Below are 23,119 nucleotides of genomic sequence, written 5' to 3'. Positions count from 1 at the left end.
TTCTATTTACGTATTGGATTATTTTGAATTAAGTCTATATATTGATTTACTTTAGTTTTGAGGTTTTTTCTGTGTACAATAAAATCTAAAAAACCGTGCTCTAGCACGAATTCTGCGGATTGAAAACCTTCCGGTAAATCTGCACCAGTTGTATCTTTTACAACTCTTGGCCCTGCAAAACCAATTAATGCTCCCGGTTCAGCAATATTAATATCACCTAACATAGCATATGACGCCGTAGTACCACCAGTTGTAGGATCCGTACATAATGATATATAAGGAATGCCTGCTTCTGCCAATTGTGCCAATTTAGCTGATGTTTTTGCTAATTGCATTAACGATAATGCTGCTTCCATCATTCTAGCACCACCAGATTTTGATATAAGTAGAAATGGAATTTTCTTTTTAATAGAATAATCAATAGCACGTGAAATTTTTTCACCAACAACACTACCCATTGATCCACCAATAAAAGCAAAGTCCATACAAGATATAACTAAATCTTTTCCTAAAGATTTGCCAACACCTGTTCTTATGGCATCTTTGAGTCCAGTTTTTTTCTCAGCTGCCTTTAAACGTTCAGAATATTTCTTTGTATCCTCAAATTTTAAGGGATCCTTCGAAGATAATTTTGCGTCTAATTCTCTAAACTTATTATCATCAAAAAGTATTTCAAAGTATTCTTTACTACCAATTCTGACGTGATAATCATCTTCCGGACTTACATAAAAATTTTGTGCAAGAACTTCAGATTCGACTATTTTTCCGGTTGGAGATTTATACCATAAACCTTTCGGAGTGTCTTTTTTTTCCTCAGTAGCAGTTTGAATTCCTTTTTCCTTCCTTTTAAACCACGACGACATGTTATCCATTATTTAGGGTTAAATAGTTTGGGAAAATTTCCTTTTTACAAGGTATTAATATTATTAAGATCTTCAAAGGCCTTTTTTAAACGCTCAACAAAAGTCTTTTCTCCTTCACGTAGCCAAACACGAGGATCGTAATGCTTTTTGTTAGGTTCATCAGCTCCATCTGGATTTCCAATTTGACCTTGAAGATAATCTTTTTTACCTTGAATGTAATCTCTTACTCCCGCTAGAAAAGCATATTGTAAATCTGTATCAATATTCATTTTAATCACACCATAACTAATTCCTTCTCTAATTTCTTCAACTGTAGATCCAGATCCACCATGAAAAACGAAATCGATATGATTGTGTTCAACACCATATTTTTCTGAAATAAATTCTTGAGAATTCTTTAAGATTTTTGGTGTTAATTTTACGTTTCCTGGTTTGTAAACTCCATGAACATTACCAAAAGCTGCTGCAATAGTGAATTTAGGACTTACCTTAGATAATTCTTCATATGCGTAAGCTACTTCTTCTGGTTGTGTGTATAATTTAGAATCGTCTACGTCAGAATTGTCAACACCATCTTCTTCACCACCTGTAATTCCAAGCTCAATTTCAAGAGTCATACCCATTTTGCTCATGCGCTCAAGATACCCTTTACAAATTTCAATGTTTTCTTCAATTGGTTCTTCTGATAAATCAATCATGTGTGAACTGAAAAGTGATTTGCCAGTTTCAGCGAAATGTTTTTCACTCGCATCTAATAAACCGTCTATCCAAGGAAGTAATTTTTTTGCACAGTGGTCTGTATGTAAAATTACTGTTGCCCCATATGCTTCTGCTAATTCATGTACATGTTTTGCTCCAGCTACTGCACCTGCAACTGCAGCTTTTTGCCCTTCATTTGAAAGACCTTTTCCAGCATTAAATTGAGCTCCACCATTTGAAAATTGAATTATTACCGGCGAATTTAAACTAGCAGCTGTTTCTAAAACACCATTAATAGTGTCTGAACCAATTACGTTTACTGCGGGTAAGGCAAAACCTTTCTCTTTTGCATAGTTGAAAATTGCTTGTACTTCATCGCCAGTGGCAACTCCTGCCTTTATATTATGGGACATATTTTCTTCTTTTTTTGTTAAGCGACAAATGTAATAAAATATTTAGCTCTAGACACGAATAGCTAAAAAGGATAGTTGATTCCGATCTGAAGTACGGAATTAGCAAAATTATAGTCCCTAAACCATCGTTTTGATATCTCCTCGGCAGGATTATATGTTTTGAAACCAAGATCTAATCGAAATAGAAAGTAAGTAAAATCATACCGTACACCAAAACCAGTACCTAACGCTATATCACCTAAAGAACTAATTCCATTAAAAGTTGCGTCAGGGTCTTCAACGTTATCAAAAACATTCCAGATATTACCTGCATCAGCAAAAAGCGCACCATTAATATCACCAACTATTGGAAATCTGTATTCTAAACTCGCTGCCATTTTTAGGTTAGCTTCATTAAAATCGTTTATTGCATCTGTTCGTCCGGGACCTAGAGAATATGGGGTCCAAGCTCTAATGTCGTTTGAACCGCCAGCAAAATAACTTCTAACAAAAGGAATGTTATCCGCATTACCATAAGGGATAGCAATACCAAAAAAGGTTCTGAGGGCTAGTACTTGAGATTTTGAAAGATCCCAATATTTTACATAATCGAATTCTGTTTTTATGTATTGCGAATAGGGAACATTAAATACTAATAAGTCTCCATTGTCATCTTCGCTAAAAGGTAAAAGATAAGATAGACCTGAAAGTAAATTGCCTGCACTTTCTACTTTAAATCGAAAAGAATAAAATTGATTATCAGTTAAACCATTTCTATTCGTAAGGTTTAATGTATAGTTCGTTGCAAAAATTAAGTTGTTTTGAGTAAGTCTGTCTCGCCTTTGCTTAATGTTAATTACATCTGCATAATCATCTGAAGTGCTACCTAAAGTACCATTTTCGATTTGGGCAATGAATTCATTTGCACCATCGGGAATTGTTAATTCTGTGTCGTCGATATCTTCACCGATGTCAAATAATTCCGGTGCAACTGTAATATAATCATACGATGTTGTACTTGTTGCAATATCATTTAACGAAGAAAATGAATTCGTGTATACATTAAAAAACCGTTCTTGATTTACATTCCTTACAAACTGTACATTTAATAATTCAACATTATGTTTTTTAAAATCTGATGGTGTCCAATTGTACCCTAAAACCGTATTAAAAGTTTGTTTATCTAAACCTATATTTTGCTGTGCACTAGCGCCAATAGACATTCTAGTGCGCGGTAGGGTGTAACTAGGAATTATTTTATCGGTATTAATAAATGGCAACCAAATTCTTGGAAAGTTTAAATTTAAATCTGCTCCAAACTCTAAAATATTAAAGAATTGCTTATCTATAATTGATTCGTCTCGAGAATTTCCTATACTCAACCTTCCTGTTAAACTTAAGTTTTCAGCACCTTTAAAAATGTTTCGCGCTTGTAAAGAAGGACTATAGGCTAATCCTACTCTTTGAATGTTTGAATGATTTATATCAAAATCTGAACCTAAAGAATATTTAGGTCTAGATTGTAAGTATATGTTGGCTGTTAAATCAGAAGGTTTTTCCGGATCTTGATCATAAGATATCGTGGGGTAACGAAATACATTTAGGTTTGCAATTTGCCTATTAGTTCTAACTCGATCAATATCTCTATAAACACTATCTTTATTAAAGAAAATTGCGTTTGCTAAAGTTTTAGGTTTGAATCGTAATTTGCCTCGATAGAAAATAGTATAATCTTTATATCGTATAAATTCTTCATTTTCTTCACCGGTAAAATCATAGTCGGTATGTATGTTTATGTTTTTAAAGCGGTGCACTTCGTATTGTGATGTAGTTGCAACACCATCTCCTCTTCGTCTTTGATCTTCAATGTTTAATTGAATATCCATGCCCTGATCATTCCTAAATTCGAATGTGTCACGTTCTATGGTGTAAGAAATTGAACTTTCTTGGAAATTATAAATACCAGTATTTCTAAATAAAGTTGTTAATCGCTCGCGCTCATTATTAAAATTGTCAATATCAAATTTTTCCCCTGGTACTACGAATGACTCGTTTGTGTGTAGTTGATATATGGAATCTAATGCGGGAGAACTTATTTTTTGCATTAAAGTGTCAATCATATATGGTTTGCCTAAATCAATATTATAATTGACACCAATACGTTTTTTCTTTGGTAAACTATCAATGGTAAAATTACCATCGTTATTAAAATAACCTTTACTATGGTAATAGGCTTTTAGTCTTGTTAATGTTCTTAAAGTTTGAGTGGTATCAATAACCGCTGGTGGTTCTCCTATTTTTTTAAGCCACTCGTGAACACCTTTTGCAACAAAAGACTCACCTAGTCTACGAACTTGTTTCTGAGAAAGTAATTTGTTTAACCGTTGTTCCCTTTTTTCATTGCGATATAACCAGGCATTATAAGAGGAATCGGGATTCTCTTTTGCTAGATTGTATAGATTAAGTCGTAATGGATATCCTAATAAGGCACTATTTGGCTTTTGAATTATTAAACTATTTATATCCTCATTACTAACTTTAAGACTGTCAGCATAAATAGTGTTTTTTGTAATTAATAGTTCATTGTCATCAACACGTTTTAAGGTATTACATGACGCCAAGAATACGGCTAAAAATAATAGACTTATTTTAGCAAAGTTATCTCTAGAACATGAGGGGTTGTACATATTAAAAATCAAAAATACATTATTTGCATGGTTGTTAAAAGCCAAATAAAACTTATAAAAAGTCTACTACAAAAAAAGTACCGATCTCAACATTCACTTTTTGTAGTAGAAGGTGTAAAGACTGTAAAAGAATTATTAGAATCTGATATTATAAATTTTCAAATTTATACAACGGATTTATCTCTTTTTGATACGGATCAATCGCTTGTTCAACAAATTACAGAAAAAGAGTTAAAACAAATTAGTAATTTAAAAACTCCGAATAAAGTTCTAGGAGTTTTTCAAATCCCTAAAACAAAAATTATTGACTTTTCAAACTGGGTTGTTGCACTTGACGGTGTTTCCGATCCAGGTAATTTGGGGACTATAATTAGACTTTGCGATTGGTTTGGAATTCCTAATTTACTATGTTCAACCAATACAGTTGATTGTTATAATCCAAAAGTTTTACAGGCTACAATGGGTTCAATTGCTCGAGTAAATGTTGTTTATGATGATTTATCTGAAGTTTTAAGAAGTGTAGAAAAACCAATATATGGTACGTTTATGGATGGAAAAAATAGCTATAAACAAGAATTTCTAAATTCAGGTATTTTGGTAATGGGAAATGAAGCAAATGGCATCTCTAAAAAGATTGAATCTCTCTGTAATCATAGAATTAGTATTCCGCATTTTGGATACGCAACTACAGAAAGTTTAAACGTAGCTACTGCTACCGCAATTTTCTTAAGTGAAATTAGGAGAGGTAGATGAGTTTTACTCGAAAGTAAAATTAATAAATAAACCGCGAGAACGCATAGCATCAACATTGCCAGTCCATGGACTATTAGCGTCATTATCACGTACTAATTCATCATTGATAGCAAAAACACCACGAATAGAAGGTGTAAATTTGAAATATTCTAGATAAAAATCAATTCCAAATCCCATTTCATAATTGTTCACCCATTTTTTCATTCTAAAAGTGCCACTACTATTATCATCTAAACTTGTTTCATTACTACCCAAGTTTAAAGTTCTGGATACACCTCCAATTAGAAAGGGTTTCCAGTTCCCAAAACGTCTTGTGCTTAATTTTAGAAGAATAGGAAAATTGATATAAGTAGATTTAACATCTCTAAAAGCATCTCTTTTTCCTTCGTCCGTATTATCAAAGCCAGGGAAGCCTAAAGTTCTTTGTGTATAGTTTAAACCTGGTTCAAAGCGAATGTCTACAAATTCGTTAATGTTCATTTCTCCAATAAGACCAACATTAAACCCCATGGATTTATCAACTAGAATATCAGTTAAATTTATGCCTCTGTCATTCGTGTAGTCGAATTTGAAATCATATTGATTAAATCCTAAGAAATACCCATAGTTCAAGAATTTCTTATCCTTGTTCTCTAAATTAAGTATTGGGTTTTCCTTAAACTGGGCAGTTATAGGCTGACTTAGCAGCATTGTGCCAAATAATATAAAAAGAAAATACTTCATTGGTTTATTTTGTGGCAACATATATTGATGCGACCCCAAACGTTTGAGGTCTGTTCTCTACACCTATAAACCCCATTTTTCTCAAAATATTGTTGAAATCTTCACCATGAGGAAAAATCGATGCTGATTCACTTAAGTAAGCATATGCAGATGCGTCTTTTGAAAAAATCCTGCCAATACTAGACATTATGTATTTTGTATAAAATTTGTGACCTTGTTTATACGGAAACTTCGTAGGTACTGATGTTTCGAGAACAACAAAAGTACCTTTAGGTTTTAATACTCGGTAAATTTCTTTCAAACCTTTTTCTAAAGTTTCAAAGTTTCGAACTCCAAATGCAACAGTAATTGCATCAAAAGAGTTTTCTTCAAATGGAAGGTTTTCACTATCACCTAAAATCATTTCAACCTTATTGCCCAGATTTTTTTCCTTAATTTTTTGCTTGCCAATATCTAGCATACCCTGAGAAATATCTAGCCCTACCACCTTTTTCGCCCCAGTTTGCGCTAAATTAATAGCTAGGTCACCTGTGCCAGTTGCAATATCCAAGATTGAATTTGGCTTGTTTTGCGAAATTATGGCAACTACACGCTTTCGCCACTTAATGTCTATTCCAAAAGAAATTACCCTGTTTAGTCCATCATAGTTTTTCGAAATGGTATCGAACATTTGGGTTACTTGTTCTTTCTTACCTAATTCTGAATCTTTGTATGGTGTAACTTTTTCTGCCATTGAGTAATTTTCGTGCAAAGATACGATATACCCACAATTTTACGTTTGTTATATGCTGTTTATGGTTGAGTAATAGCAACTTATTATAAATGGGTTTTTTATAACGAAAACGGAATAATTGCGTAATTTTGGCCTGCAAAATTGATTGTACAGATTGTGATAATACCTTATGATAAAGTGTTTTATTACAAACAATAATAGCGGGGAACGAACCGCAGAATCAAAAAAAATATTGTTTAGAGATGAAAATCTTAATAGCTGGAGCTGGTGAAGTGGGTTTTCATTTAGCAAAATTACTTTCTTTCGAATCACAAAATATTACTTTAATTGATACCGATAAAGAAAGTCTTGCCTATGCCGATGCGCATTTAGATATAAGAGTAATTAGAGGTGATGCTACTTCTGTTTCCTTGTTGTTGGATGCCGATGTTGCAAAATCTGATATGGTTATAGGTGTTACATCTTCCGAAACAACAAATTTAACCTTATGTATGCTTGCGAAGCAATTGGGATGTAATAGAACTATTGCTAGGATATCTAATACAGAGTTTATTGATAACAAAGAACTTGTAAAGTTCGAAGAATTAGGTATCGATGAATTAATTTCCCCAGAAGAATTGGCAGCCACAGAAATTCAGATGCTTTTGAATAAATCTGGCTTCAATGATACCTATGAATTTGAGGAAGGGAAATTAATAATGGTAGGTGTTTCATTACCTAAATTGGCTCCTTTTGTTGGCAAAAGTGTTAAAGAAGCTGCACAGATTTTTCCTGAGCTTAATTTTATGCCTATAGCTCTAAAAAGAACAGGTACTCAACGTACATTAATACCACGTGGTGATACAATTTTTAAACCTGGTGATCAAGTCTATTTTATTACCACTAAAGAAGGTGTAGATGAATTGTATAAGCTTACTGGTAAGCGGAATGAGGATATTAAAAATGTGATGATCTTAGGCGGTAGTAAAGTTGGCTTTAAAACTGCAAGAGATTTATGCGCAAGTAAGTTTAATGTTAAGTTGATTGAGAAAAGCAAAGAGAAATCAATTGATTTGGCAGATGATTTGCCTAATGCCTTAATTATTAATGGAGATGGTAGAAATGTTGAATTGTTAGATGAAGAAAGTTTGGATTCTATGGATGCTTTTATTGCTGTAACCGGGAACTCTGAAACAAATATAATGTCTTGTCTGGTTGCAAAATCAAAAAACATTAAAAAGACCATCGCTTTAGTTGAAAACATGGATTATTTTCAACTCTCTCATTCCATTGGTATTGATACTTTAATTAATAAAAAGTTACTAGCTGCAAATAATATTTTTAGACATATTCGAAAAGGTGAAGTTGTTGCTTTAATGCGATTGAATAGTTTGAATGCTGAAATTCTAGAATTTGTTGTTAAACCGAAGTCAAAAGTAACAGGGCGAATTATTCGTGAGCTTAATTTTCCTAAATCTGCTACTATAGGCGGTGTAGTTCGCGGGGAAACTGGAAAGATTGCGTTAGGTGATTTTCTTATTCAAGCTGGTGATAGGGTAGTGGTTTGCTGCTTACCTGAAGCGATACCAAAAATTGAAAAACTTTTTCTTTAAACATGGGCTTGAACGTTAAAATTATTGTTCATTTAATGGGGCTATTGCTGCTATGCAATGGCTTTTTTATGCTTTTGGCAACATTGGTTAGTCGTATTTATAATGATGGGGCAACACTAAGTATTTTAACCGCAGCCTTATCTACTTTGTTTCTTGGGATACTTGCCATGTATTACACCAAAGATCATAGAAAAGTAGTAAAAAAGAAAGAAGGTTATATTATTGTAACCTTTGGTTGGTTGGTAATGACAATTTCAGGAATAACACCATATTTATTTTCTGAAGCTATTCCCGATATTACAGATGCTTTTTTTGAAACAATGTCGGGTTATACCACTACCGGGGCTTCCATTTTAAATGATATTGAAGCGTTGCCAGAAGGAATATTATTCTGGCGTAGTTTAACTCATTGGATAGGTGGTATGGGGATTATAGTATTGGCAATCGCCATATTACCATTATTGGGCATAGGAGGGATGCAATTATTTGCAGCCGAGGCTCCTGGTCCGAGTGGTGATAAATTACATCCTAGAATTACAGATACTGCTAAACGACTTTGGTTAATTTATGTAGGGTATACTTTGGCAGAAACTTTATTATTGAAATTGGCCGGAATGAATTTTTTCGATGCAATAAATCATTCTTTAGCAACGCTTTCCACTGGTGGATTTTCTACTAAAAATGCTAGTGTAGCTTATTGGAACGACCAGCCTATAATTCAGTATATTATAATTATTTTTATGTTCTTGGCTGGGAGTAATTTTGTGTTGAGTTATTTCGCGTTTAAAGGTAAGATACAACGCGTTCTTAAAGATGAAGAATTTCGATACTATGGCGGTTTTGTATTAGCATTCACTATTATTGCTGCATTGGTTATCTATTTTAAAGCAAATTTAAGTATAGATACTCCTGGTTATGAAATGGTTTGGGGAAAAGCAGAAAGTTCATTTAGGCATGCCTTGTTTCAAATCATAGCCGTTGTGACTACCACTGGTTTTGTTACTGCCGATTTTACAAGCTGGTCACCATTTTTAACTGTGTTTTTCTTCGGATTAATGTTTGCGGGAGGTTCTGCAGGTTCCACTGCTGGAGGAATTAAAGTGATACGACACTTATTAATTATTAAAAATGGAGTTCTAGAATTTAAACGTACACTACATACGAATGCAATAATTCCAGTACGCTATAATAATAAATCCGTAGGGCAGGATATTATTTATAATATAATAGCATTCTTTGTTTTGTATATGCTACTATTTATTATTGGTGCAATGGTACTTGGTATGATGGGTGTTGATTTTGTAACAGCAATAGGTGGCGCTGCAACATCATTAGGTAATGTTGGTCCGGCCTTTGGAGACTTAAACCCTGTGAGTAATTTTAGCGGATTACCCGCACCAGCCAAATGGTGGTGCGGATTTTTAATGTTATTAGGGAGATTAGAACTCTTTACAGTTTTAATTTTATTAACTCCCTATTTCTGGAAAAAGACGTAATCCTATTTTAAGGCCTCTTCAATTCGCTTAATTGCTTCTCTAATATTGTCTTCAGAGGCAGCATAAGAAATTCGAATACAATTCCCATTACCGAATGCATCACCTGTTACTGTAGCTACATTGGCGTGTTCCAAAAGATACATAGCGAAGTCAGACGCGTTGTTTATCGTAACGCCATTTAAAGTTTTGCTGAAATATGCAGTTACATCTGGGTATACATAAAAAGCACCCTCCGGTTCATTACATTGAAAACCATCAATGTTATTTAGCAAACCTAAAATTATTTTTCTACGTTCTTTAAACTCATCAACCATATAGTTAATTCGTTCAGGTGATTCTACTAATGCAGTAATAACGGCACGTTGCGCAATACAATTCGCTCCGCTTGTAACTTGTCCTTGTAGTTTATTGCATGCTCTAGCTATATAGCTAGGCGCTCCAATATAACCAATACGCCATCCAGTCATTGCAAAAGCTTTTGCAACTCCATTAACAGTTACTGTTCGGTCATACATATCATCAAAAGCAGCCATTGAAGCATGCTCAGTTACTCCGTAATTAATGTGCTCGTAAATCTCATCACTAACAACAATAATTTGTGGGTACTTCTGTAAAACATCAGCTAATGCGCGTAATTCTTCTTTACTGTAAATTGAACCACTAGGATTACAAGGAGAGCTGTACCATAGCATCTTAGTTTTAGGAGTAATAGCGGCTTCTAATTGCTCAGCCGTCATTTTAAAATCACTTTCAATTGTTGTAGAGACTTCAACGGGTACGCCATCTGCCAATTTTACAATGTCGCTATAACTTACCCAATATGGACATGGAAGGATAACTTCATCTCCTTCATTTAAAATTACTTGTGCAACATTGTATAAAGCTTGTTTTGCTCCCGTAGAAACTACAATTTGAGATGGTTCATAAGAAATGTTATTATCTCTTTTGAATTTAGTGATAATAGCTTCTTTCAATTCAACATAACCATCAACTGGTGTATATGAATTATAATCATCATTAATAGCTTGTTTAGCAGCTTCTTTTATGTAATCTGGAGTGTTGAAATCAGGTTCTCCAAGGCTTAATCCTATGATGTCTTTTCCTGATGCTCTTAATTCACGAGCTTTAGCAGCCATTTCTAATGTGGCCGAAGGTGTTAGACTATTTATTCTATTAGATAGTTTGTTGCTCATTTGCTTATAGTTAGTTGATACATTAAACTGTACACAAAATTATTACTTTTTAAAGTTTTACAGGTAAGAAAAGTACGGATTGTACATTATTAATGAAACTTGTGCGAAAAACCATGTTTCGTTAATGTTTAAATTGTAAAAAGATATTTAATAAAGCCTAATTAATACTGTAATGTAGGTTGCTTTCCTAATTCTTTTAAATGTTTGAAGTGGGAAATAATTGCTTTTCTGGTCGTTTTATACTCGTGATATGGTAAATTAAATTCCTTTGCAGTCTCCTTTACAATTTTAGAAATATTGGTGTAGTGAACATGACTAATATTAGGAAATATATGATGTTCTACTTGATGATTTAATCCACCAGTAAACCAGTTTACAATTTTATTTTTAGTGCCAAAATTTACTGTTGTGAAAAGTTGATGAATTGCCCATGTATTTTTCATGTTCCCGCTTTTGTCTGGAAGAGGAGTTTGTGCATCATCCACAATATGGGCTAATTGAAAAACAACACTTAAAATAACTCCAGCAACATAGTGCATAATAAAGAAACCTAATAAAATCATATACCATGGCATGTCTACAAAAATTAACGGTAGCACAATCCAAATAGTGATGTATAGGATTTTGGTGATTACAAGTGTACTCCAATTAACAACTGGGCTGGGTAATTTTCCATAAGAAAGCTTACGTTTCATATAGCGATACATTTGCTGAAAATCTGTAGTAATAGCCCAATTAAAAGTTAACAATCCATATAGGAAAATAGAGTAGAAGTGTTGAAATTTATGATGCTTACGCCATTCGGTATGTTTCGAGAATCGAAGTATTCTTCCTGCCTCCATATCTTCATCGTGGTCTTGAATATTGGTATAGGTATGGTGTAAAACATTATGTTGTACTTGCCAATTATAGACGTTTCCGGCTAGGATATAAATACTACTTCCCATTAGCTTATTGACCCACTTTTTATTTGAATATGACCCATGATTACCATCATGCATAACATTCATGCCTACTCCAGCCATTCCAACACCCATTACTATAGTCAAAAGTAAATTTGCCCAATTTGGAAGACCTAAAGTTAGTATTAAAAAATAAGGCGTTAAAAACAAAGCGAACATGATTATTGTTTTTACATGCAATCGCCAATTTCCTGTTTTTTTAATTTTATTTTCTTTGAAGTAATCATTAACTCTTTTATTTAAAATTTTAAAAAAGTTAGTGGCGTCTTTTCTGGGGAATTTTATAGTAGTCTTATTCATTTTTAACAAATCTTAGGTAAAGATAATGCAAATGTCGTACTTCATTTAGCCTGTTAACTAAAATTGGCAAAACAATTTATTGCAGTAGTGAATATACTATTTTTGCTTAAATAATTAAAATACGAATGAAGACATCTCTTGTTTATAAATATTTCCCAAATCTAACGGAAGAACAAAGACAGCAATTTGAACTTCTTGAGACTTTATATCAAGATTGGAATCAGAAAATTAATGTTGTTAGTCGCAAGGATATTGATGAGTTATATCTTCGACATGTACTGCATTCATTGGCAATTGCTAAGTTTCAGGAGTTTAATAAGGGGGCGTTGGTTTTAGATGTGGGTACTGGAGGTGGTTTCCCAGGAATACCATTGGCAATTTTGTTTCCGGAGGTGAAATTTACGTTAGTCGATTCTATTGGTAAAAAAATTAAAGTTGTTGAAGAAGTGGTTTCTGGTCTTAATTTAACGAATGTTACTCCTTTAAATTCTCGTGTTGAAGAGATTAAAGGTCAATTTGATTTTATTGTAAGTAGAGCTGTGGCTGCAATGCCAACTTTTACGCATTGGGTGAAAGGTAAAATTAAAAAAGAATCGACGCATGAAAGACGTAATGGAATACTGTATTTAAAGGGAGGTGATTTAACTGAGGAATTAAAAGATTATAAAGCAGCACAGATTATTGATTTAAATGATTTCTTTGATGAGGATTTTTATGAAACTAAAAAATTAGTCTATTTACCTCAGAAATATAAAGGTTGATTTGCGATTACAAAGTTGAATTTACTTTAATAAGTTGCATCTGTGCATCATTTTTGGCTGCTAAAATAAAATCCTCTCTTTTAATTGATATTTCTTCAAGAGCGCGAACATCACCAATTATTTTAAGTCCAGATTGGAGCATTGGTATTGCATCAAAATTACCTTTGCCATCGCCTTTAAGATAAAGTCCAAAACTGGAATCGTTTCGAGGTGTTTCTACTTCTGCGTTATATAAATTACCTGCTAATACTGCATCTAAATTACCATCTTGATCAAAATCATTCACAATAAATTGATTAATACTTGATATTTGCGCCAGTTGAGGAAGTGCTTTTAATTTAAATTTACCATTGTCATTTTCAAGATAAACACTTGCAAAAGAAGTTATTTCATAACTCAGAGAGTTTTCTAACATTTCGGTAGTGTAAATCTGTTTTAAAGAGGCACTTGCAAAAGAATTATAATCTTTGAACTTAGCTTTAATAGCAGGCATTTGTTGCGATGAACACTGTCTTCCGCGCAGTGGAAATTCTGTATCTCCTTTCTTATAACTCAAAACAATATCTGGTTTGTCATTTTCATCAAAATCGTTTAAATAAACCTTAAACGGCGCATCCTTTTTAGCTTGATATTTATAATTTTTACCAAGGTTGCCAACAATCAAATCTTGATCGCCATCATTATCAAAGTCACCCTTTTGAATGTCAAACCACCATCCGTTTGTTTTTTCAGGAAGTAGTTGATTAGTGATATCTTTAAATATGCCTTTATTGTTTTTAAAAAATTTTATAGGCATCCATTCACCTACTAATACAAGATCTTCCCAACCATCGTTATCAATATCAAGCCAACAGGAGGCTGAGGTTAAGCCTATTTCTTTGAGTTCAGGAAGAACTTTTTCGGTGGCATCAATAAATTTTATTTCAGTATCTGTACTTACATTCTCTAAAATATAAGAATCAGCGGGGTAGGGGTATTTTTTCGGTATTAGTCTTCCGCCGATAAAAATATCTAAATCACCATCGTTATCAAAATCAGTTGTTGAGACATCTAAACCGCTTATTCTTATGTCTGGAAGTGCTCCTTTATTTCTGCGAAAACTATTATTTCCTAAGTTTTCATAAAGGCGATCTTGATAACCCATTGAGCCGGGTTTAAATTCATTGCCGCCGCTAGCTACATAAAAATCTTGATCACCATCTTGATCAGCATCAAAAATTACTATACCAAGATCTTCATAATATTGATCTTTTTTTAAATCTGAGTTTTCCAATGCTGTAAATTCCCCATTTTCTTTCTGAATGAAAACGGTAATCGGTCTACCCACTGCGGCGCCAACTATATAATCTTCTAGACCATCTCCGTTTAAATCTCCTGTAGCCATAGAAGGGCCTAAAGTGGAATTTTTATGGGGTAATAATACCTCTACTTCAAAATCGTTAAAATTGTTCTCCTCGTGTGTGTATAGATTGGTGGTGTCCATAGTTTGGAACAACCTTTTTACAGAAGGAGTAGATTCCGATTTAGAATTAATTGTTATTGCCTTTTCATTAGTAATAGTTAATTTCTGATTAGCTTTAATGTTTTGAAGTTTCGTTATAGTTCGGTTCGGCCATTTTACTATGATACTATCAACAGTTTTAATAGACCCTAACCCAAAATGTATTAATGGAGAAACTGAAGAAAGATAACCTCTTACTGTATTATATTCATGCGCTTGCAAACCATCGGTTGTATAAATAGTGACTTTACTACCATTGGGTAATTCGTTATTTTTAGTTTTTAAGTCAATAGTTAGTTGATTGTTAGTTGCCGAATTATTTCGGTAAATACTTGCGGTATCTTCTAAATTATTAATCACCAAATCTAAATCACCGTCGTTATCTAAATCTGAATAGGCAACACCATTTGAAAAAGTTTTTTCTTCAAAACCCCATTCCTTTGTTTTTTTAGTAAAGGTTAAGTCTTTATTATTTTGAAACATGTAATTACTCAATTTTTCAGATGGTAATTCTTCAAGATAATTCAGTAATTCTACTTCTTCTTCTTTGTCTTTATAATTGGGGTCACTTTCCATTTTTTTGAAAAACTCCTTATATTTTGCATAGAAATCTTTATTATTCACATCTCTTCGAATTCCATTCGTGACAAATAAATCTTTGTAGCCATCATTGTCAAAATCCGCTAGTAAGGCACCCCAACTCCAATCGGTTGAAGAAACACCTGCTAATCTCGAAACATTACTAAATACGGGTAATTCACCATCTTTATTACCATTATTTAATTGCAGTGAATTTTGCATGTATTGATAATGCAATCCAATATCAACCGATTCGTAAAATGCTGCAGGATCCATTGCAGACATGTTAGCTTTAGATCTAAAATTATCCTCAGCAGACATATCTAGTTGAAAAATATCCATTAGGCCATCATTATTAAAATCGGCAATATCTGCCCCCATTCCAAAAAAAGATGTCTGTTGTAAACTGTTGTCTATCTCGTTTGTAAATGTGCCATCTTGGTTGTTAATAAACAAGAAGTCTGGTGCATTAAAATCGTTGGAAATAAACAAATCTTCATATCCATCATTATTAATATCTGAGGCGACAACGCCTAAACTAAGTCCAAATGAACTTAATCCCGATTCTTCAGTAACATCGGTGAAATGGCCGTTATCATTTCTAAATAATCGATCAGAATCTTTTAGTTCATGGTTTTGCAACATGTAACTATAATAGGCTACTGGTGCTACAAAACTTGTAGGAGGGTAGTTAATTACATACAAATCCAAATCACCGTCCTTGTCATAATCAAAAAAAGTAGCTTGCATGCTATGGCCATCACAATCAATGCCGTATTCCTTTGCTTTTTCGGTAAAAGTGTTGTCTTTGTTATTAATGAAAAGTACGTTGTTATGTGGTGCTTTTTTGCCATTAACAGCGCAATAGATATCGAGATAACCATCTTTGTTAATGTCGACAAAAGTGGTGCCGGTATACCATCTTTCATCACCAGAGATTCCGGCAGAATGGGAAATATCTTCAAATTGCATATTTCCTTTATTCAAGTAAAGTTTATTCGGTACCATATTACCTGTAAAGAAGATGTCTTCTAAACCATCATTATTTATGTCACCCACGGAAACACCTCCACCTAAATACATATAAGGATACGTAAAATAATTATACTTGTGAGTTTCGGTAAGTTTATTTGCGAAATTAACTCCAGATTCAGAACTGCTAATTTTTGAAAATAGTTGCGAAGCTTCTTTCTCTTGATTACAAGACCAGATAGAAAATACAAGTAATAGAATATATATGTGATTAAACTTCATATATGAAACGGCTGTTTTTTTGTTTTTGATTGAAACTAAAAATTAAGAAAAAGTTATGCATTTAATTCTTAAGAGAGTATCCTAAAATAAGAATAACCCTTGACATTTATGCAAGGGTTATCCAAAATAATAATAAAAATTAAAGCTGTTTAATTGTATCCAGGATTCTGAATAATAGATGCGTCTTTATCTATTTCTTCTTGCTTAATTGGCATAAAGTAAACCTTATCTTGCCATTGTCTGTTTTCAAAAACAATGTCGGTTGGTTTGTATACATAATCAAATAAAGAAGTATCTTTTCTATAATCTTCTGCTGCAACTGAAGTGCCTGCTTTTTGAGTTGCTTGAATTAAGATTTGTTGTACAGGTTTGTTAAGCGATTCAGCTCCTTCTAGCCATCGTTTCATGTCGAACAAACGTGCATCTTCATTTACAAGTTCTTTGTTGCGTTCTCTTTTATAAAGTTCAAGAAGCGCATCTCCTGTTTCAGTAACTGCAGGTAGTCCGTTTCTAAAGCGAAGTTTATTTAACCAAGCTATGGCTTCACCTTCGTCATTAGAGTTTATGGATGCTTCTACATAGTTCAATAAAATTTCAGAATAGCGTATATAAGGTGCATCAACTTTTTGTAAATCATTTGGCCATGATGCTGGAGTAGTTGGATCTGCAAATTTTCTAAAATAATAACCCGTTCTAGAACCATTCCAATCTTCAACCGGACCTTGTCGTGTATCAACACCATTAATAATGGTTCCATCTGCTAATGTATAGTAGCCTGTTTGTATTTCGTTGTATTTATCAAATTTAACAACATCATCAGTTCTGTCTTTCCAAGGTCCACCATCATATAAAAAAGTAGAATAAAATCTTGCTTCTCTATTTTCATAAGGTGCTGCTGCATGCGCAGGGTTGTCCCAATCAAATTCGGTTCCATCTGCAAAGTCATACTTGGATACTAAAGCTTCAGTAGGTGTTGTTCCTGCCCATTCATGATATCCGTTTGGACCGTGATATAGTGCTACCATACCCGGACCTTGAGACCAACCATCACCTCCAGGATATGTTCTAGAACCAAAACCAAATTCCTCAACCGATCTACCCCATATATAATCTTGATTTTGATCTCCTTGCAACCAAATATCTTCATAGTTCTGTATTGCTTCCGCTTGTGTGGCTGGAGCTGTATAGTCTAATTTGTAACCGGTAGTTGCATCTAATAATGCTTTTGAAGCAGCCTTAGCAGCTACCCATCGGTCTGCTTGAGATCCACTTGTCCAACCTATTAGTTCAGGATTACTGTAAGATGCAATTGTTGAAATTGATGAAGCTTTGGAAGGTTCATATAAATCACTAGCCACATGTGTTAAAACTCTAGATTTTAACGCCATTGCTGTTATTAAATGAGCTCTTTGCTTGCTTGCTGGAGCATCCGCTAAAAGCGTCATTGCTACATCAATATCTGAAAGTATTAGATTAACAGTTTCTTCAAAAGTACCTCTTGGATTATTCGCTTCACTATCTAAACCTAAAGGTTCGGTCAAAAGCACTACACCTCCAAATTGACGCATCAATTGCGTATAATAAAATGCTCTCATATAATATGCTTCGCCAAGTAATTGGGTTACAAATGCATCATCAAAACCAGCTTCATTTGCAGTTAGCTTTTGGATGGCGAGGTTAGCACTTCTAATAAACGGATAAAGTTCAGGCCAACTAAACCATTGCATGTCCATGAAATTTCCTGCAGGATTCATTTTCCCTTCGGTATAGCCATCAACACCACGACCTGGGTGTGTGAATACCGCTTGATCTGTAAAAGCATCTGTGGTTTCTTCACGAGTTAAAGTTCCTGCCCATGTTCCTTGGTATAAGTCTAAAACTGCCGCTTCGGTCAGTTTTTGATCCGACCATACTTGCTCCTCTGATGCTTGACTCAGAGGTTGTGTCTCTAAAAAGTCATCGTTACATCCAACGGCTAGCACCGCAAAAGCAATCAACGCTACATGTTTAATTATTTCTTTTTTCATCATTTTTTTTTAAAAAGTTATTTGTACGCCAAAATTGAAAGTTCTTAGCATTGGGTATATTCCACCATTTGCAGTTCGTCCACCACTAACACCTTGTGTGCCCTCATCAGCATCAGCAGCGTTACTTGATAATTCATCATTGCTAATCTGTAGCACTTCAGGATCGAAAGGGTAATCTGTGAATGTTACAAGATTAGTCCCTGATACTGATATCCGTAAATTTTCCGCTCCAATTTGTTCTATAATTCCTTGATCAAAAGTATAACCTATCTCTAGGTTCTTAAGTCTCAAATAATCTCTAGTCAATAGGTAGGCATTTGTTTGACCCGAATACCATTGGTCACCACGGTCTGCTAATCTTGGTCCATAGGCATCTGGGTTATCTAGTGACCATGAGCGATCACGTACATCGCGCTGTACATTTGCAAGGGTACCCGACATAAAACTCCATTCATAATTACTATAACCACCAGTAGCACCTGCCCAGTACATACTAAAATCAATATTATTATAATTAATAGCTGTATTAAATCCAAACTGAGTATCTGCGAATGCACTTCCACCAGTTCTTATTTTGTCTTCAGGTCCTATGGTTCCATCACCACTAATATCAACTACTCTAGCATCTCCAGGTTTTAATTCTGGTGTTACGCCGCTATAATCTAATGTTTCAGCATCTATTTCTGCTTGTGATCGGAAAACACCATCATATTCATATAATAATGGTCTCCCTATTTCACCACCAGTTTCACGTTGCCATGGGCGATCAGCTAAAGCTGGTTCATCAAAGAATACCAATTTGTTATTTGAATCACTAAAATTAAATGTCAAATTATAATTGAATCCTTCATCATTACCTCCATTTAATCCTAAACTAATTTCATAACCAGAGTTTTCAAATTCTCCTATATTTACTGCTGGTGCATTAATACCACTATACTCTGGTAGGGTTTTTAGTGGCACTGTTAAAATATCTTCTCTAGAATTTTTATATAAGTCTAAACTAAGTGATAGTTTATTGTTTAATGTTCGTAAATCAAACCCGATATTTCGAGAAGTTGCAGTTTCCCAGGTTATGTTTGGGTTGGCTACATTACTTTCATAAGCAGTTGATACTGTTGATCCAAGGCCAGTTGCTGATAATTCATAAGAATTTAAATATTGAAACCTACTTACATTGTCATTACCTAATTGACCGTATGATCCACGAAGTTTAAAGTAATCAATAAATGGTAATGATTTTTCAAAAAATGGTTCTTTGGAAATTACATATCCTGCAGATACGCCTGGGAAAAATCCAAAACGATTATCTTTTGGGAATAAGTAAGAACCATCATACCTAAACAAAAATTCTAATAAATATTTCTCTTTATATGCGTAATTTAAGCGACCAAAATAATTCAATCGGCGATTTTCAAAGCCATTACCTTCACTACTCTGTCCTTCTGTACCTCCTAAATCTAGTTGTGCTAAGTCGCTCGACAAAAAGAATCTCTTAAAAGCTCCAAAAAATTCTTGGTCCGTTTCTTCACGTGTTACACCACCAAGCAATTTGAAATAATGATCATCAAATTCCTTTTCATAAGAACCTGTAAGTGTTGCTGTAATATCAGTTTTAGTTGTATGCTGTTGTCTTAAACTTGGATCTCCAGGACCTCTTTGTGCGGCAGTCAAGCCGGATGAATCTCTGTTTACCCCATCCCAAGTATAGAGGGTCCATGGACGATTCCATTCTTTATATTCATAATTAGCTTTATCGTAGGATACATTTCCTCTAAATTCTAAACCTTCAACACCTGGCACCTTATAGGTTAAGCCAATATTACTTTGTACAAAATTATTGCCAGTTTCAATATAACCGGGACTGTCGGTTACTCTAACAGCAGGGTTGTTACCATTTTCAATATCTGGGCCTAATTCTCCAGAAGGCCAAAAAGCAGGAAACCAAGGATATTGACGAACCAAATCATCAAATATGGCATTTGCATCTCTTGTCGCCCTTACATTATCTTCTTGTCTAGAATATAGTCCCACATCCATACTTAAAGACTTGCTGATGTTGGCATCTAAATTTAATCTAAGATCATATTGGTTATAACCTTTTGGGGAGTTTTTAAAATTTAATTCTTGTTTTAAATATCCTAAGGATGCTAAATATCTGACATCTTCGGTACCACCAGAAACTTGAATATTTTGTCTGGAAATTGGAGCGGCCTTTGTTGATACTTCTTCCATCCAATCTGTATCAGGATACAGCCAAGGGTCTGTTCCTGCAGCTGTTTGCGCAATCCGATCATTTGTAAAAGTTGGATTTACTACCTCGCCGTTATCAAGTCGTGTATAGGGTGCACCTCTACCAGCATGAGCAGTAGCCCATTCTGAAACAGGAAGTTTATAAACATTTAATATGTTTACTAAATCCATGTATTCGGCACCTTTAAGCATTTCGGGAGTTGAGGTAAAACTTTGAGTACCAACAGTACTTGTGATTTTTACTTTCGGGGTTCCGATTTTACCGCGTTTAGTGGTAACTAAAATTACACCGTTGGCAGCTCGAGCACCATAAATAGCTGCAGATGCATCTTTTAATACTGAAATTGTAGCAATATCTGCCGGATTGATTCTGGCAATACCACCTTCTCTTGCAGGAATACCATCAATAACCACTAAAGCCCCAGAATTGTTAAATGTATTTGTACCACGTACACGTATAGCGGGTGTATCAGCACCTGGAGTTGCTTGGCCGGTATCAACAAAAAGACCAGTTACCTTACCAGCTAAGGCAGCACCTAGGTTAGGGGAGGACGATTTCTCTAGCGCCTCGCCTCCTACACTAGATACAGAACCTGTCATGGTTGCTTTTTTCTGAGTTCCATAGCCTACTACTACAACTTCTTCTAGGTTCTGTACATCTTCTTTCATTTGAACATCAATGGATGTATTTGTTCCAACAGTTACGTTTTGCGAAGCAAAACCAATGTATGAAAAAACAAGTACGGCATTGTTGTCATCTACAGCAATAGCATAGAGGCCATCAAAATCTGTAGTTACACCAGTGGTTGTTCCTTGTATTACGACACTAACACCAGGCAATGGTGTTCCAGATTCATCTGAAACAGTACCAGAGATATTAGTTTGGGCAATGGCAGCAGAGAAAATAATGCCACCTAAAAAAAGGAATAGGGAGAGATAATGCTGCTTCAAAAGCATACCATTACCCTTAGGTTTAAGTTGGTTGATCATGAGTTTTAGGTTCTTTAAAGTTAATTTTGAGAAGTTGAAAATAGTTAATAAAACCTTAAAAACAATAAAATTATTAACTTTTATAACCTAAAAGCACTCTTATTTTATGATAAAATAAAAATAATGTTAAAAAATTATGATTGTAAAAATTAACATAAAAGATGTAATTTACCAGTAAAATAGGGTCTTAACACGAATTTTCTGTATCAATTTTTAAAAGTCTAGAATTGAAAAATAACTATTAATGGAAGGATATTATTTGTATATTTTTTTAGCTAAAAAAATAATATTTGCGGGTTAAACAGTTTGAGCATTATGGAGTGATGACAACTGCTAATTAAAAAGAAGTAATACGGGCTGTATTTTTGCTAAGTAAAATAATGCAGATAAACTGGAAAATAGGTTGAACGTTTGTTTAATTAAATCAGTTTTTAATTAAGTATTCAACATTCTATTAAATGAGTAACGACAGTTATTAGCATAATTTTTAATAAATGTATAAAAGTTTTGAAAGTTGAAACTTTCGTTTTTCGTGGAAGTAATATTTTCTTTATGTGTTTTCATAAGCTATAAATTTTAGTTCCTGAGTAGACTAATGAATATTTTACTTTACAATTACTTAACGTTAAATTTACATTGAAATTGTGTGGAAATCAACTTTTAGCTGATAAATAATTGGTTTACAGCTTTTTCTGATTGATATTGCTTGAAAATGAGTTAGTTGTGTAGAATAAAAAAAGGTGCTAAAAAGCACCTTTCAATAAAAATTATGAAGTTGTTACTTGCTCCAAGGTGGCGTAACCCCATTGGATCTGGCATATGCAATAAGTTGACCTTTATGTTCGCCATTGTGTTCCATAATGGCAAGTAACCCTCCCAATTTGTTCATTTTAGCAAAACCGAAATCTACTTCATCACTAAGTGAACCATTTTCTACTAACATTATTTTTTCAAGTACAAATTCATTAGATTTCTTCAACGTTGCAATTACATTTTCCTTTCCAGTAATTTCTCCTAGTTTCATCATGTCAACATCTTCAGGAGGAGCAAAGCCCATTTTAGACGCTATATAATAATTACCTCCTGCAACATGTAAAATTGCTTCTCGAACAGAATTTACTCCTTCCATAGGTCGCCAATCGTATTGTTCATCCGAAAAAGCTTGAGCCAATTGTATTACCTGATCTTGATTTCCTGCCAATACACCTTGTATGGTACTTTGTGCTAATTTTTCTTGTGCAAAGCAAAAGACCGTGGTCATCAATAGCAATGCTAGTGTAGAAAGTTTTTTCATTTTATTGAGTGTTTAAGTTACTAATACATTCACTTTTTTTAAAAAAGTGTTGTGTAAGGTAATGTTT

15 protein-coding genes are annotated in these 23,119 nt (G+C 34.0%); 4 read left to right on the top strand and 11 right to left on the bottom strand.

Annotated elements, in window-relative coordinates; genetic code table 11:
- Positions 1 to 2 precede the first annotated feature (2 nt).
- The 3 genes from accD to ABJF52_RS03415 all read right to left on the bottom strand — a co-directional run bounded on the left by accD (position 3) and on the right by ABJF52_RS03415 (position 4,641).
- A complete protein-coding gene (gene accD, locus ABJF52_RS03425) occupies positions 3 to 863 on the bottom strand; it encodes an acetyl-CoA carboxylase, carboxyltransferase subunit beta (RefSeq protein ID WP_348146494.1) in 861 nt (286 codons plus the stop codon).
- Between the two features lie 44 nt (positions 864 to 907).
- Entirely contained in the window at positions 908 to 1,975 is a 1,068-nt protein-coding gene (gene fbaA, locus ABJF52_RS03420; protein ID WP_348146331.1) for a class II fructose-bisphosphate aldolase, read from the bottom strand.
- Positions 1,976 to 2,037: 62 nt separating this feature from the next.
- Positions 2,038 to 4,641, bottom strand: coding sequence for a BamA/TamA family outer membrane protein (locus ABJF52_RS03415; RefSeq protein ID WP_348146328.1), 2,604 nt, complete (start codon positions 4,639 to 4,641; stop codon positions 2,038 to 2,040).
- Between the two features lie 27 nt (positions 4,642 to 4,668).
- Between ABJF52_RS03415 and ABJF52_RS03410 the strand changes: the two genes are divergently transcribed.
- Complete coding sequence (locus ABJF52_RS03410) at positions 4,669 to 5,394, top strand: RNA methyltransferase (protein ID WP_348146325.1); 726 nt, start codon at positions 4,669 to 4,671, stop codon at positions 5,392 to 5,394.
- Between the two features lie 3 nt (positions 5,395 to 5,397).
- Here ABJF52_RS03410 and ABJF52_RS03405 read toward each other — a convergent pair whose 3' ends face one another.
- A complete protein-coding gene (locus ABJF52_RS03405) occupies positions 5,398 to 6,117 on the bottom strand; it encodes a porin family protein (protein ID WP_348146322.1) in 720 nt (239 codons plus the stop codon).
- 4 nt (positions 6,118 to 6,121) lie between these two features.
- The gene (ubiE, locus tag ABJF52_RS03400) at positions 6,122 to 6,850 is read right to left on the bottom strand and encodes a bifunctional demethylmenaquinone methyltransferase/2-methoxy-6-polyprenyl-1,4-benzoquinol methylase UbiE (protein ID WP_348146319.1); all 729 of its coding nucleotides are present in this window, start codon (positions 6,848 to 6,850) and stop codon (positions 6,122 to 6,124) included.
- Between the two features lie 242 nt (positions 6,851 to 7,092).
- Here ubiE and trkA point away from each other — a divergent pair, with 242 nt between their 5' ends.
- Together trkA and ABJF52_RS03390 are read left to right on the top strand one after the other, a co-directional pair.
- A complete protein-coding gene (gene trkA / locus ABJF52_RS03395; RefSeq protein ID WP_348146317.1) occupies positions 7,093 to 8,442 on the top strand; it encodes a Trk system potassium transporter TrkA in 1,350 nt (449 codons plus the stop codon).
- A gap of 2 nt (positions 8,443 to 8,444) precedes the next feature.
- Positions 8,445 to 9,938 (top strand): potassium transporter TrkG, encoded by a 1,494-nt coding sequence (locus ABJF52_RS03390; protein WP_348146314.1) that lies wholly within the window; start codon positions 8,445 to 8,447, stop codon positions 9,936 to 9,938.
- 2 nt (positions 9,939 to 9,940) lie between these two features.
- On the opposite strand, the gene ABJF52_RS03385 is transcribed toward ABJF52_RS03390, so the two are convergent.
- Both ABJF52_RS03385 and ABJF52_RS03380 read right to left on the bottom strand, forming a co-directional pair.
- Complete coding sequence (locus ABJF52_RS03385) at positions 9,941 to 11,131, bottom strand: pyridoxal phosphate-dependent aminotransferase (RefSeq protein ID WP_348146311.1); 1,191 nt, start codon at positions 11,129 to 11,131, stop codon at positions 9,941 to 9,943.
- A 161-nt stretch (positions 11,132 to 11,292) separates the two neighbouring features.
- Positions 11,293 to 12,393: an acyl-CoA desaturase gene (locus tag ABJF52_RS03380; RefSeq protein WP_348146308.1), complete on the bottom strand. Its 1,101-nt coding sequence runs from the start codon at positions 12,391 to 12,393 to the stop codon at positions 11,293 to 11,295.
- A 125-nt stretch (positions 12,394 to 12,518) separates the two neighbouring features.
- On the opposite strand from ABJF52_RS03380, the gene rsmG reads away from it, so the two are divergent.
- On the top strand, positions 12,519 to 13,154 hold the full coding sequence (gene rsmG / locus ABJF52_RS03375) for a 16S rRNA (guanine(527)-N(7))-methyltransferase RsmG (protein WP_348146305.1): 636 nt from the start codon (positions 12,519 to 12,521) through the stop codon (positions 13,152 to 13,154).
- 7 nt (positions 13,155 to 13,161) lie between these two features.
- Here rsmG and ABJF52_RS03370 read toward each other — a convergent pair whose 3' ends face one another.
- From ABJF52_RS03370 to ABJF52_RS03355, 4 genes are all read right to left on the bottom strand, one after another.
- Positions 13,162 to 16,488, bottom strand: a complete 3,327-nt coding sequence (locus ABJF52_RS03370; RefSeq protein ID WP_348146302.1) for a VCBS repeat-containing protein — start codon at positions 16,486 to 16,488, stop codon at positions 13,162 to 13,164.
- 149 nt (positions 16,489 to 16,637) lie between these two features.
- Complete coding sequence (locus tag ABJF52_RS03365; protein ID WP_348146299.1) at positions 16,638 to 18,515, bottom strand: RagB/SusD family nutrient uptake outer membrane protein; 1,878 nt, start codon at positions 18,513 to 18,515, stop codon at positions 16,638 to 16,640.
- Between the two features lie 9 nt (positions 18,516 to 18,524).
- A complete protein-coding gene (locus ABJF52_RS03360) occupies positions 18,525 to 21,758 on the bottom strand; it encodes a TonB-dependent receptor (protein WP_348146296.1) in 3,234 nt (1,077 codons plus the stop codon).
- Positions 21,759 to 22,536: 778 nt separating this feature from the next.
- Positions 22,537 to 23,052, bottom strand: coding sequence for a DinB family protein (locus ABJF52_RS03355; protein ID WP_348146293.1), 516 nt, complete (start codon positions 23,050 to 23,052; stop codon positions 22,537 to 22,539).
- Positions 23,053 to 23,119 lie beyond the last annotated feature (67 nt).

The sequence above is a fragment of the Aurantibacter sp. genome (assembly GCF_039941195.1).
GTDB lineage: Bacteria > Bacteroidota > Bacteroidia > Flavobacteriales > Flavobacteriaceae > Aurantibacter_A.
The sequence above is the reverse complement of the archived record's forward strand: the minus strand, read 5'-3'. Positions and strand labels throughout refer to the sequence as shown.